This is a genomic window from Plantactinospora endophytica (assembly GCF_016862915.1).
GTDB lineage: Bacteria > Actinomycetota > Actinomycetes > Mycobacteriales > Micromonosporaceae > Plantactinospora > Plantactinospora endophytica.
The window spans coordinates 1-13,320 of record NZ_BONW01000033.1 but is presented as its reverse complement, the minus strand read 5'-3'; the positions used below and the strand labels follow the sequence as shown (position 1 = coordinate 13,320).

The following is a 13,320-nucleotide window of genomic DNA, read 5'->3' as shown; positions in this document are numbered from 1 at the left end:
TGAAACGCCGGGCGGAGGTGGCCGAGGTCGACTCTACTGGCGCGCGTCGGTCTCGGCGGTTGATCGGGAAGCGTGGTGCGCCGGGCGAAGCAGGGTGATCCCGACCGCGCAGGTCCAGAGCAGCAGGGGAAAGACGGCGACCCGTTCCATCCCGCCGACACCGAGTCCCAGGCCCTGTTGGGCGAAGAAGAGCGTCGTACCGGCGAGTGCGGTCAGCGCCAGCGCCAGAGTGCGAGCGCGGAGCCGGCCGAGCGGTGTGCTGCCGGGGGCGAGTGCCGCGAGCAGCAGTCCGAGGTTGCCGAAGCCCATGATGAGGAGTGCACCGAGGACGTGCAGGTTCTCGTCGACGTCGGCCGGGAAGACGCCGGCCAGGGCGTACCCGATGGCGGCGAGCAGCAGCAGCGACTGGACCGCGCGGACCCGGCGGCCGGAACCGGCGACGCGCCAGGTGAGCAGCGTGCCGGCGGCCAGCAGCAGGGCGGTGAGCAGTACGGTCGCGTTCATCGCGTCGTGCCAGGGCGAGCAGACGTACCGGGGACGGCTGCTGTTCCAGATTCCGCAGGTGACGTTGCCGAGGTCGCTGATGTTGTGCTCGGCCCAACTGAATGCCGGTCCGCTCCAGCGGAGCCCGACGACCACGTTGGCGGCGAGGAAGAGCGGTGTGGCCACGATCCAGCAGAGCGCGCCGATCCGCGCCGTTCGGGGTAGGTCCATGCCGACGAGAAGATCATTCGGCGTGGTTCGGGCGCACTACCCGTAGCCGGTCGGTGCGGGGTATGGCTGGGCCTACCCGAACACCGGCCCCGCACCGGAATCGGTACGGGGCCGGGGGTCGCGGCGGGTCGGCGTGCCGCCGCGCGTCTGATGGGGGCAGGGTCAGGCGCGACGCCACTTCTGGTTGGCGCCGCCGGTGCACTCCCAGAGCTGGAGCTTTGCGCCGTTGGCCGTGTTCCGGTCGCGTACGTCGACGCACTTGTTCGCCTGCGGGTTGACCAGGTCACCGGCCGCGCTCAACACGAACTGCTGGGCCGGGTTGCCGTTGCAGCCGACGATCTGGATGTTGGCGCCGTTGGCGGTGGACCCGTTCGCCACGTCCATGCACTTGCCGAGCGCCCGGACGGTGCCGCCGGTGAAGGTCCAGCGCTGCGCGGCGGTGCCGTTGCAGTCCCAGATCTGCAACTGGGTGCCGTCGGCCGGGTTCGCGCCCGGCACGTCGATGCACTTGTTGGCGAGCCCGACGAGCTGGCTACCGGTGCCGGGGTTGCCGCCGCCGGTGTTCCAGCCCCAGACGCGGACGTAGTCGATCAGCATCTGCTGCGGGAACGTGGTGCTGCCGTCCGGGTAGCCGGGCCAGTAGCCGCCGACCGCGATGTTCATGATCATGAAGAACGGGTGGTCGTAGACCCAACGGTTGCCGTTCAGGTCGGCCGGGGTCTTGCGGGCGTACTGGATGCCGTCGACGTACCAGGTGATCGAGTCGGGAGCCCAGTCGACCGCGAAGGTGTGGAAGGCGTCGGCGAACGCCTGGCCGCCGGGGAGCGTGTAGCGGGAGCTGATCGCGCTGCCGCCGGAGTAGCCGGGGCCGTGCAGCGTGCCGTAGAGGTTGCCGGGCTCGCGGCCGATGTTCTCCATGATGTCGATCTCGCCCATGTCCGGCCAGGGCATGCCGCCGAGCATCCAGAACGCCGGCCAGATGCCCTGGCCGCGCGGCAGCTTCATCCGGGCCTCGAACCGGCCGTACGTCTGGGTGAATCGGTCCGCGGTGAGCAACCGGGCCGAGGTGTACTGGCAGCGGCCGTAGTGGCACTGGTAGTTGGCCGGGTTCTCCCGGCGGGCGGTGATGACCAGGTTGCCGTTGCCGTCGTGTGCCGCGTTGCTGGTGCTGTTGGTGTAGTACTGCTGCTCGTTGTTGCCCCAGCCGCCACCGCCGATGTCGTGCTTCCACTTGCTGCCGTCGGGGGCGGTGCCGGCCGGTGCGTTGAACTCGTCGCTCCAGGTGAGCGCGCCCGGCTCAGCGACGGCCGGGCTAGGTGGGGTGACCACCAGCGTCGTGGCCAACAGGGCCAGGACGAGGGCGGCTCGGCGTGTACGCATGTCAATATTTCTACGTCAGAGAGCGCTTTCTTGCAAGGTTGTTAACTAAAAAGAAAGTCATCCGGTCCCGCTACGCTGCTGCGGATGTCCGACCCGTCTCCGCTTCCCGCCGAGCCGTCCGACCTGTCCGACCTCGACGCGCGGCTCGCCCAACTTCGCGGCGGGTACGAGCGGTGGCGGGCCGCCGCCAATGCCGCCGCAGTCCGGTGGGAGTGGTACAGCGCGGAGGCACACGACCTCCGTCCACTCTGGTACGAGCGGGATCTCCGCAAGCCGGGGCGGCGACTCGCCGAGCGCCCGCCGCTGCAACGGGACCACTGTCGGATCGGCTTCGACGCCGACGGTCGGCCCGTCGCGTGGCTCGACCACAGCGGCTTCCCCGGCGGGAAGCTCACCGAGGAGACGTACCGCGACCACTCGGCCGGCCCCGAGATCGTGCGGGAGGCCCGGTTCCGGACCGGTGACGGGCCGATCTACCTGCACGAGTACAGGTTCGAGGCGGGTCGGATCCGCTCCGCCCTGGCCGTGGCGACCCGCGGCGGTGGCTACGAGGAATACGAGTACACCGGCGACCGGGTGACCCGGATCAGGGCGTACCACGGCGAGCGGACCGGTGGACCCGGCAGCCGACTGCATCCGGCGGCGCCGTACCAGGTGATCGACGCCAGCTACGACGGCGCCGGCCTGTCCCGGCTGGAGATCACCTGGCCCGGCCCACGGCGTCACGTCGAGCTGAGGTACGAACGACCGCCCGCCGGCTACAGCCTCGACGCGGCGATCGAGGTGCTACGCCGGGCGCTGCTCCGGCAGGTGCCGGCCGTGGCGCGGGAGATGGGAATCGACGAGCCGGCGTACTGCGTCGCGCTGGGCTATTTCGCGGCGGATCCGGTCGGGGTGGTGGTGCACGTCGGGCTCGACTCCGACCGGCGGGAGTGGCTGGCCGCGCAGGCGGAGCCGGACGCGCCCGACGAGGACACCTTCGTACTCTGGAACCCCTGCGACCTGCACGGGCTGGAGACTGTCGACTACGGCGACGCGGCGAAGATTGCCCGGCTGCTCCGTCAGGAACTGCAACTGGCCGACGCCGGCTTCGATACCGACGCCGAGGCGCCCAGTGGGGTGAACGAGCACGTACGCCACATGCTCTGCCAGGTCGCGGCTGAACTGAACACCGTCGACTGGTCCGCTGTCCTGCCCGTCACCGACGACTTCGTCGTCTACGCCTCCGACTGGCAGATGGTCGACTTCGACCGCAACCTGCCGGAGTGCGTACCCGCGCGGCAGATCTCCCTGCTGCGCCAGCGAGGTCTCTTGTAGACGGTGACGGGTGGTTGAGAGGGCATCCGCGAGGGCTGGCCAGATATCGACACCTATGGGAATATCTCTCGGAGTAGTTACGTCGACACTCACAGCTCTCTTGGCTGGAGGCGCGATGACGCAACTGTCCTTCTTCGGCCCCGACGAGGCTGGCCCCGAGCCCAAGCCGGACAGCGACGCCCCGGTGCGGCTTCGGCTGCTCATCACCGTGAAGGCGGCCCCCAACCCATCCGCGAAGTACGGCGAGACGGTCTGTGTGGCCGCGCTCAGCGTGGACCCACTCCGGCGAGGGTGGGTGCGGCTCTACCCGATCAATCATCGGGACCTGGACCGTGACGACCGGTTCCGGAAGTACGAGATCGTCTCGATCGACGCCAAGCCTGCACGGCAGGACCAACGCCGGGAGAGCTGGAAACCGATCGTCGACTCGGTCACGCGCGAGTTGTTCGTGCCGCCGTGGGAGAAACGGCGCCAACTGCTCGACCCGTACGTCGAGGACTCGATGTGCCGCGTGCATCGAGCTACGGCCGATCGCCCGGACGCACCGTCCCTGGCGCTGATCCGACCGGCCCGGGTCGACGGGATCCGGGTCACTCCGCACGAGGGCTGGTCTGCTGACGACCAACGCAAAATCGAAGCGTACGTCAGCCAACTCGACCTGCTCGACAGCCGCGACCGGACGCCACTCGAGGCACCCCGGTTCCGCGCGGCCTACCACTACCACTGCCACGAACCGGGCTGCGGCGGACATCGGCAGGGCATCCTGGACTGGGAACTCGTCGCCCTGCAACGCAATCTGCGGGGCCGCTCCGACGACGAGGTGCGGCGGGCCGTGGAGCAGAAGTTCCTGCACGAACTCTGCGGACCTGGTCGCGACGTCGCCTTCTACGTCGGCAACCAGGCCAAGCGGGTCAACACGTTCAGTGTCCTCGGAATTTACTGGCCGCCTCGACGATAGGGCGCCGGTCGTGTGCGGCCTGAAGCACCAGGTCCCGGTGACACTGCCGCTGATCAGCCTCGAAACAGAGCAGCGCGACGAGTTCCCGCTGGCTTGCGTCGGCGAGCGCGTCAAGCGCCTCGACGGCCTCCGGCCGGGCGAGTAACCCGGCGTATACCGCCCGGGCCCGGGTGAGCGTTTCCGGTGAGCCGGTGAACCCAGTGCGGTTGTCCTTCGGGTTTCCCAGCTCACGTCGGTGTTCGTAGGCGATGCCCGCGTCGTCGAGCGCCTGCCCGAGCGCAGTCTTGCTGAATCCCCGCTTCCGGGAGATCGGGGTGAGCCGTACGTCCACCAGACGTGACACGCCCATCGCGACCAGGTCTGCCACGAAGTCCCCGATGTCCCGGCCCTCGTAACCCACGCCGACCAGTCCGAAGCGCTCGTCCGTCGGGACCGTCATGCGACTCACCCTTCCACAACCATGCGGTCTACGCCGTGACGCCCAGCCGGCCGAGGATCCAGGCGGCGACGAACGCCTCTTCCTTCCAGGAGTCGTACCGCCCGCTCGGGCCGCCGTGCCCGGCACCCATCTCCGTCTTGAGCAGGTACGACCCCTGTGGCGCGAGCGCGCGCAGCCGGGCGATCCACTTCGCCGGCTCGTGGTAGAGCACCCGGGTGTCGTTGATGCTGGTGACGGCGAGGATCGGCGGATAGTCCTGGGCGGTGACGTTCTCGTACGGCGAGTACGACTTCATGTAGGCGTACACCTCGGGGTCGGCGAGCGGGTTGCCCCACTCCTCCCACTCAGTGACGGTCAGCGGCAGCGACGGGTCCAGGATGGAGGTGAGCGGGTCGACGAACGGCACCTGCGCGACGATCCCGGCGAACGCGTCCGGGGCGATGTTCGCCACCGCGCCCATCAGCAGCCCGCCGGCCGAGCCGCCCCGGGCGACCAGCCGGTCCGCCGAGGTCCAGCCGGCCTTCGTCAGGTGCCGGGCGGCGGCCACGAAGTCGGTGAAGGTGTTCTTCTTCGCCAGCAACTTGCCGGTTTCGTACCAGCGGCGGCCCAGCTCACCGCCGCCGCGCACGTGCGCTACGGCGAAAACCACGCCCCGGTCCAGCAACGAGAGCCGGGGGATGGAGAACCACGGGTCCATGCTGGCCTCGTACGAGCCGTAGCCGTAGAGCACGCACGGTGCCGAGCCGTCCCGGGGCGTGTCGACCTGGCAGACCAGCGAGATCGGTACCCGGGTGCCGTCGTCGGCCAGCGCCCAGTCCCGGTGCTGCTCGTAGCCGGCCGGGTCGAAGCCGCCGAGTACCGGCTTCTGCTTGCGCAGCACCATCTCCCGGGTGACCAGGTCGTAGTCGTAGACCGAGTCGGGGGTGATCAGCGAGGCGTAGTGCAGCCGGATGCTGGTGGTCTGGTATTCCGGGTTGCTGTCCAGGCCGACGTTGTAGAGCGGCTCGGGAAAGTCGATGTCGTACGACTCGGTGCTGCCGACCGGCAGCACCCGGATCCCGGTCAGTCCGGCGGTCCGCAGCGACACCACGAGGTGGTTGGCGAAGGCGTCGACGGACTCCAGTCGGGTGCCGGGGTCGTGCTCGATCATCGGCACCCAGTCACCCGGGGCGTCCGCCGAGGTGTACGCCAGCGCGAAGTCCTCCGCGCCGTCGTTGTGCAGGATCAGGAAGCGGTGCCCGTGGTGCTCGATCGAGTATTCGACGCCCTGCCGCCGGGGTGCGACCACCGCCGGCTCGCCGGTCGGGTTGCTGGCCGGGATGACCCGTACCTCGCTGGTCACCTTGCTGTGCGCGTCGATGACGACGAAGTGCTCCGAGCGGGTCAGCCCGACGCCGACCCAGAACCGCTCGTCGTCCTCCTGGTAGACGACGACGTCGCTGGCCGCCGGGCTGCCGACGGTGTGCCGCCAGACCCGGTAAGGTCGCCAGCTCTCGTCGACGGTCAGGTAGAACAGCGTGGAGCCGTCGGCCGACCAGGCGCTGCCGTAGAACGTGTCGGGTACCTCGTCGGCGAGCACCTCGCCGGTCTGCAGGTCCTTGACCCGCAGGGTGAACCGCTCGTCTCCGGCGAAGTCGGTGGAGTAGGCGAGCCAACGACCGTCCGGGCTGACGTCGAAGGCGCCGAGCGCGAAGAAGTCGTGCCCCTGCGCCAGCGCGTTGCCGTCGAGCAGGATCTCCTCACCGTCCAGCGGTGCGCCGTCCGCCGGCATCGGCGGAGCCGTCTCGCCGTCCCGCACCGCTCGGCGGCAGTGGATGCCGTACTGCTCGCCTTCGACCGTCCGGGTGTAGTACCAGTGGCCGTTCTTGCGGGTCGGCACCGATAGATCGGTTTCTTTGGTACGCCGCTTCGTCTCGTTGAAGAGCGTCTCCCGGAGCATGCCGAGCCGGGCCGTGGTCTGCTCGGTGTAGGCGTTCTCCGCGGTCAGGTAGCCGATCGTGTCCGGGTCGTCCTTGGTGGCGAGCCAGGCGTACTCGTCGATCACCGTGTCGCCGTGGTGGGTGCGCTCGGTCGGCACCCGCTTGGCGACGGGGGCGGCGGTCGTCTCAGAGGTCACCCGGTCACGTTACCCGCCGAGGCGGGCCGGAGGGTGGCCCGGTGGTGTGAGCCCGGCGTTGCCGAAAATTAGCACATGTGTACGATTACCAAGGTGGGGGACTCGATAGAACGACGTGGGGGCGCGGACATCGCCCGGCGGCTGGCGGGCATCTGCGGTGCCCGGTTCGCCCGACCGGCCGGGGCGGCCGACGGGGTGGCCGGCGCGGTCGCCCGCTGGGTTGCCGCACCGGGCACCCCGGAGGCGGTGACCGAGGTGGTCCGGCTGGCCGCCGAACACGACCTGTCGGTGGTCGCCCGTGGGGCGGGGACCAAACTCGACTGGGGCACACCCCCGTCGCAGGTCGACATCGTGCTGGACACCGGTCGACTCGCCGGCGTCTGGCAGCAGCCGGACGACGAGCTGGTCGCCGAGATCGGCGCCGGTACGCCGGTCCGGGCCGCCGAGGCGATCCTGGAGCGGACCGGCCGCCGGCTGCCGATCGACGTGCCGTCGGTCGGCGCCACCGTCGGCGGCGTGGTCGCGGCCAACGAGAGCGGCCCGCTGCGTCATCTGCACGGCAGGCCCTGCGACCAGCTCGTCGGGGTGAGTTACGTCGACGCCTCCGGGGTGCTCTCGCACGCCCGGGTCGGCACGGCGGGCCAGCCAGGTGAGCGGTCCGACGCGGTGCCGGCGGATTCCGACGTCGCCCGGCTGACGGATGCCGCCGTCGCGCGGCTGACGGATCCCGCTCGGCTGGCGGGTCCCGACGTCGTCCGGCTGACAGATCCCGCTCGGCTGGCGGATTCCGACGTCGCACGGCTGCTCTGCGGCTCGCAGGGCGCGCTCGGCGTGCTGGTCTCGGCGACCCTGCGGGTGCAGCCGATCCCGGCCAGCCGGGCCTGGGTGACGCGTTCGGTCTGGACGCCGCTTGAGGTGCACGACCTGGTCCGCGCCGTCCTCGACGCCGAGCTGCGGCCGACCGCGATCGAGGTGGACCTGCCCGGCGGTCGGGTCTCCCCGGCCGGTCGCCACCTCCGGGCGGTCGGCTCCGGCGGTCATCTCCCGCCGGACGGGCCGGGCGCCACGGGGGCGCCCGGCCCGTCCGGGCGGGCCGCCGCGCGGGGCTGGTTCGAGGCGCCGGGTGCGTCCGCCGCCGGGTCGGTCGCCGCCACGAGCGGCGCGGGCGACCGGACGCGGTACGGGCGCGGGCGCGGGGTGCGCGGCCGGTTGACCGAGCCGGGCGCCGGCACCCTGGCGATCCTGCTGGAGGGCGGGCCGGCCGAGGTGGCCGAGCGGGCGGCCGGGCTGACGAGGCTGCTCGGTGGTGACGCCCGGGCCGTCGGGGTGGCCCCACCGTGGTGGCGCCGCTATCCGTTCCAGCCGGACGAGGTGGCGCTGCGCATCGAGGTGCCGATCGGTGACCTGCACGCCGCCGTCTACGCGCTGCGGGACGCCGCCGGGATGCCGGTGCCGGTGCGTGGCTCCGCCGGGCTCGGCGTCGTACACGCCGCGCTGCCGGGCGACTCGTCGCCGGAGCGGGTCGGCGTGATCCTCGACGGCGTACGCGCGGTGCTGCGGGCCAGGTCCGGCCGCTGCGTGGTGGTGGCGGCGCCGGCCCGGGTACGCGAGGCCGTCGACCTCTGGGGCGAACTGCCGGACCTGCCACGGCTGCGCCGGGTCAAGGAGCGGTTCGACCCGGCCCGGCGACTCGCTCCGGGGCGCTACCCGGGCGGCATCTGACCCCTGGGCGGGGGTGCGCCCGGCCCGGTCGGTGCGAACCGAGCGGGCCGGGCCTGGGTCAGCAGTTCGGCACCCCGGGCAGTTGTGCGGCGGGATGGTCGATGTAGATGTTGGTCATGAAGCCGTTCTGGTCGCGCAGCCGCGACCACCAGTTGTTGGTGTAACCCTCGGCACTCACCGTGTCGCCCTGCTTCTGGCAGAGCACGTAGACCAGGGTCGGACCGGCCAGCGTGGCCACCGTCGGGGCGGCGAGCCGGGCGTCGCTGCGTACCCGGACCCCGCTGCCCCAGGTCCAGAAGGCGGTACCGCCGCCGCAGCCGTTGTCGCTGGTCAGATACCGCTGGTTGTACGACCCGGGATACGGCGCCAGCGAGCCACCGTTGATCACGATGGTCTGCCCGACCCCGTTGTAGAGCTGCTCGTAGTGGATGTGTGCACCGCTTGAGTTGCCGGTGCTGCCGGTGGTGCCGATCTGCTGGCCCTGGCCGACCGTGGCGCCGTCGGCGACCGAGAACGCGGCCAGGTGGAAGTAGTACGTGGTCCAGCCGCCGCCGTGGTTGACCACGATGTAGTTGCCCGCCCCGCCGGCCTGGTAGTAGCGCCGGGCGGTGCCGGGTGCGGAGGCGAGTACGGGGGTACCGGCGGTGCCGCCGCCGTCGGAGCGGACGAAGTCCAGCGCCAGGCGTACCTCGGCGCTGTGGTGGCTGTACGTCCAGCGCTGTCCACAGGGGAACGGCGCCTTGAACACCGGGGCGGCGTGCGCGGGTGTCGCCACCACCAGCGTCGCCGCGAGAGTCGTCAGGAGGGTGGCCGTCAGGGTGAGAAGTAACCGGATCGATCGCAAGGGGGTTCCGTCCTTCCCAGGGGTGGGGGCGGGGGAACGGCCGGCCATTGCGTACGCACCGGAGATGCTAGTCGAGCAGATCAGGGCATGTAAATACTTACCTTAATAGATGTTCGGGTCCGAAGGTTTCCTCCAGGACGCGGGAGTCCGAGGAGCTGGCGGTCAGCCGGTGGCGTCGTTGCGCAGCACCAGGATGGCGATGTCGTCCCGGGGCGACTCGACCGAGAAGTTGATCGCCGCCGCACGCAGCCGGGCGGCCACCACCTCGGCCGAGTAGCCGGCCAGCGGCGCCGCCGCGTCCCGCAGCCGCTCGATGCCGAAGAGTTCCCGGCCACGCCGCCGCTCGGTCACCCCGTCGGTGTAGAAGACCAGCGCGTCACCGGGGCCGAGCCGCACGTCGGCGACCGGCGAGGCGATCGAGTCGAGCAGGCCGAGCGCCGTACCTCCGGAGCCCACGAACGACGTCCGCCCGTCGCCCCGGACCAGTACCGGCCGGTCGTGGCCGGCCAGATAGAGCGAGACGGAGAGCCGCCCGCTCGGGTCCCGGTCCACGGCGGCCAACGCGAGGGTGCAGTATCGGCCGCCGCCGCGCTCCACCAGCGTGCCGTTGAGCCGGGACAGCGCCTCCGGCAGCGGCTTGCCGTCCCCGACGAGTACCCGGATCACGTCCCGGACCAGCCCGGTCACCGCCGCCGCCTGCACGCCCTTGCCGGAGACGTCGCCGACCACCACCAGCCAGCGGTCCTCGCCCAGCGGTACGACGTCGTAGAAGTCCCCGCCCACCTCGGCCGCGTCCCCGGTCGGCACGTACTCGGCGGCGAACCCGATGCCGTCCACCACCGGCAGCACCGGCGGCAACAGCGACTGCTGGAGGGTGTGCGCCACCTTGCGCCGCTCGTCGTGGATCCGGGCGTTCTCGATCGCCAGCGCCGCCCGCCGGGCCACGTCCTCCAACACGGCGACCTCGTCCGGGTCGTGCCGGTGCCGCTGGTGCCGGCCGACCGCCAGGGTGCCGAGCCGCTGCCCCCGGGCGACCAGCGGGATCGCGAACCCGTCCATCGGGGCGCCGATCGGCACCTGCCCCTGGCTGCGGGACGCCTCGCGCAGTCGGGACTGCACCGACTCCGGACCGTCCTCCTTGAGCATCTTGTGCAGTTGCGGCAGCACCGCCTCGTCGGCGTGGGTGGCGGCGGCCAGCTTGAGCCGGCCCCACTCGTCGGTGACGTGCACCGCGCACCACTGGCCGAGCCGGGGTACCACGAGCTGCGGGATCAACGCCATGGTCAGCTCGACGTCCAGCGACTGGGCGAGCAGCTCACTCGCCTCGGCGAGGAAGGTCAGCCAGGTCTGCCGGCGTACGTCGGCCCGGCGCAGCCGGTCGTTCTCCAGGTGCAGCGAGAGCCGCTCGGCGACCAGCGCGGCGAGCGGGCGGGCGTACCCGGAGGGCGCGGCGTCGAGTTCCAGCTCCCCGGCGTACGGCCGGTGCACCGTCAACGGCACCCGGAGCAGTTCGTCGCCGGGGCGGGGTTGGCGGCCGTACCGGGCCAGGAGCTGCCAGCCGGCGCCGTCGCCCCGGTCCAGGCGTACCGCGCCGCCGGCCGCGCCGACCATGTCGCCGACCCGGACCAGCAGGTCGGCGGCGAAGGTGGGCAGCGGATCGTCCGCGTACGGGTCGGGAGCGGTCTGCATCAGCGCGCTCATCGCCCCGGCGCTCGGCGCGGACGGGCCGGGCGGGCTGTTGACGCCGCTGGTGGCGACGGAGTGCGGCGGCGCCTCCAGGACGGAGCCCGGCTCGGTCGGGCCCTTGCGGTCCAGCCGGAACCAGACACCCTTGCCGGTGGCCTGGTGGGTGGTGCCCCACCGGCTGGCGAAGTGGTCGACCAGGAGCAGGCCCCGGCCCCGCTCGGAAACCTGCGAGATGTCCGTCAGGTCGTTCTTCGGTCGGGCCGTCACGTCGTCGATCGGTCCGGCCGCGAAGTCCGAGACCGTCACGGTCAGGCCCTCGCCGTCGGCGATGACCTCGATGTCCAGTTCGGTGCGGGCGTGCTCGACGGCGTTGGTGGAGAGTTCGGTGGTGAGCAGCAGCGCCTCGTTCAGCAACTCGTCCAAGCCGGCCTCGGCGAGTACCGACCGGACCAGGGCGCGCGCCGCCGCCGGGGTACGCCGATCTGCGGGCAGCCGTACCCGGCGCAGTTGTTCGCCCGCCCCGCCGGTGCCCGCCCCGCCGGTGCCCGTGCCGCCCGCCTCCGCTGACACCCTTCGTATCCTCCACCGATCCGAGATCCAGGCCACCCTATCCGGGCCGGGCACCCCGGCGCCGCGCTCGTGCCCACCCGGCGGCCGGCACGGGCCCGCGCTAGGCTGGACCCTGCCCCACTTGACCGTTCTGCCCGCTTTACTGCACCGGGTGCCCGACGGTTACTGCCCGGGGTGCCCGACGGCTGCCGATCTTGCGGGTCGGCGTGCGGCGAGGGTGGCATTTGCTCGACGAAAGGCACAATGATGGGTGGGCCACGGCCCGCGCGGAACCCCTTACGGGCTGGCCCCCCTCCTTCGAACCTGAGCGAGGAACGATGACCACGGCGAAACAGATCTCTGCCGAGGAGCGGTCCGCCGCCGAGGACGCGGTGCTGCTCAGTGAACTCGCCGAAGCGTTGCGGCGGGTGCGTCGCGGCGACCTGAAGGTACGCCTTCCACGCCGCGCCGGTGTGGCCGGCGAGGTGGCGGACGCCTTCAACGAGGTGGTGTCGGTGCAGGAGCGCCAGCACCTCGACCTGCGCCGGATCAGCCGGATCGTCGGCCGGGACGGCCGGCTCACCGAGCGGCTGGACGAGGAGGGGCTGGACGGCGCCTGGGCCGAGGGGCAGCGGGCGATCAACTCGCTCATCGACGACCTGGGCCGGCCGACCACCGAGATCGCCCGGGTCATCGTGGCGGTCGCCGACGGCGACCTCTCCCAGCACATGGCGCTGGAGATCGACGGCCGGCCGCTGCGCGGTGAGTACCTGCGGATCGGCCGCACCGTGAACACGATGGTGGACCAGCTCTCGTCGTTCTCCAACGAGGTGACCCGGGTGGCCCGGGAGGTCGGCACCGAGGGTGAGCTGGGCGGCCAGGCCGACGTACGCGGCGTCGCCGGCACCTGGAAGGACCTCACCGACTCGGTGAACACCATGGCGTCGAACCTGACGTACCAGGTGCGGTCGATCTCCCAGGTGACCACGGCGATGGCCCGGGGCGACCTGTCGCAGAAGATCACCGTCTCGGCCAAGGGCGAGGTCGCCGAGCTGGCGCACACCATCAACGGGCTGACCGACACGCTCCGGCTCTTCGCCGAGCAGGTGACCCGGGTGGCCCGGGAGGTGGGCACCGAGGGCAAGCTGGGCGGCCAGGCGGACGTGCCGAACGTCGCCGGCACCTGGAAGGACCTCACCGACAGCGTCAACTCGATGGCCTCGAACCTGACCGCCCAGGTGCGGAACATCGCCCAGGTGTCGACGGCGGTGGCCCGGGGTGACCTCAGCCAGAAGATCACGGTGGCCGCGCAGGGCGAGATCCTGGAGCTCAAGGACACCGTCAACACGATGGTCGACCAGCTCTCGTCGTTCGCCGACGAGGTGACCCGGGTGGCCCGGGAGGTCGGCATCGAGGGCAAGCTCGGCGGCCAGGCGCAGGTACGCGGCGTCTCCGGCACCTGGCGGGCGCTCACCGAGAACGTCAACCAGCTCGCCGGCAACCTCACCTCGCAGGTTCGGAACATCTCCCAGGTCTCCACGGCAGTCGCCAAGGGCGACCTGTCGCAGAAGATCACGGTCGACGCGCAGGGCGAG

The 13,320-nt window shown here is 71.3% G+C and carries 9 protein-coding genes and 1 pseudogene; 4 read left to right on the top strand and 6 right to left on the bottom strand.

The window, feature by feature from the left end; genetic code table 11:
• Window positions 1-33: 33 nt before the first annotated feature.
• Together Pen02_RS29860 and Pen02_RS29855 are read right to left on the bottom strand one after the other, a co-directional pair.
• Window positions 34-714, bottom strand: a complete 681-nt coding sequence (locus tag Pen02_RS29860; protein WP_203869477.1) for a DUF998 domain-containing protein — start codon at window positions 712-714, stop codon at window positions 34-36.
• Window positions 715-876: 162 nt separating this feature from the next.
• Window positions 877-2,094 carry a glycoside hydrolase family 16 protein gene (locus tag Pen02_RS29855; RefSeq protein ID WP_203869476.1) on the bottom strand — a complete coding sequence of 406 codons (1,218 nt, stop codon included), beginning with the start codon at window positions 2,092-2,094 and terminating at the stop codon, window positions 877-879.
• An 84-nt stretch (window positions 2,095-2,178) separates the two neighbouring features.
• Between Pen02_RS29855 and Pen02_RS29850 the strand changes: the two genes are divergently transcribed.
• Complete coding sequence (locus tag Pen02_RS29850; protein ID WP_203869475.1) at window positions 2,179-3,411, top strand: hypothetical protein; 1,233 nt, start codon at window positions 2,179-2,181, stop codon at window positions 3,409-3,411.
• A gap of 115 nt (window positions 3,412-3,526) precedes the next feature.
• Complete coding sequence (locus Pen02_RS29845) at window positions 3,527-4,369, top strand: DUF8757 domain-containing protein (RefSeq protein WP_203869474.1); 843 nt, start codon at window positions 3,527-3,529, stop codon at window positions 4,367-4,369.
• On the opposite strand, the gene Pen02_RS29840 is transcribed toward Pen02_RS29845, so the two are convergent.
• Both Pen02_RS29840 and Pen02_RS29835 read right to left on the bottom strand, forming a co-directional pair.
• Window positions 4,332-4,808, bottom strand: a complete 477-nt coding sequence (locus tag Pen02_RS29840) for a DUF488 domain-containing protein (RefSeq protein WP_203869473.1) — start codon at window positions 4,806-4,808, stop codon at window positions 4,332-4,334. The two genes, Pen02_RS29845 and Pen02_RS29840, sit on opposite strands and share 38 nt — an antisense overlap.
• 28 nt (window positions 4,809-4,836) lie before the next feature.
• The gene (locus Pen02_RS29835; RefSeq protein ID WP_203869472.1) at window positions 4,837-6,924 is read right to left on the bottom strand and encodes a S9 family peptidase; all 2,088 of its coding nucleotides are present in this window, start codon (window positions 6,922-6,924) and stop codon (window positions 4,837-4,839) included.
• Window positions 6,925-6,999: 75 nt separating this feature from the next.
• Here Pen02_RS29835 and Pen02_RS42095 point away from each other — a divergent pair, with 75 nt between their 5' ends.
• Window positions 7,000-8,646 carry an FAD-binding oxidoreductase gene (locus tag Pen02_RS42095; RefSeq protein ID WP_239141518.1) on the top strand — a complete coding sequence of 549 codons (1,647 nt, stop codon included), beginning with the start codon at window positions 7,000-7,002 and terminating at the stop codon, window positions 8,644-8,646.
• Between the two features lie 277 nt (window positions 8,647-8,923).
• Here the strand turns inward: Pen02_RS42095 and Pen02_RS42090 are convergent.
• A pseudogene (locus Pen02_RS42090) lies at window positions 8,924-9,463 on the bottom strand (M23 family metallopeptidase); the annotation flags it as partial.
• A 189-nt stretch (window positions 9,464-9,652) separates the two neighbouring features.
• Window positions 9,653-11,746, bottom strand: coding sequence for a SpoIIE family protein phosphatase (locus Pen02_RS29810; RefSeq protein WP_203869470.1), 2,094 nt, complete (start codon window positions 11,744-11,746; stop codon window positions 9,653-9,655).
• Between the two features lie 317 nt (window positions 11,747-12,063).
• Here Pen02_RS29810 and Pen02_RS29805 point away from each other — a divergent pair.
• Window positions 12,064-13,320: HAMP domain-containing protein (locus Pen02_RS29805; RefSeq protein WP_203869469.1), on the top strand; the 1,257-nt coding region annotated here is incomplete at its 3' end.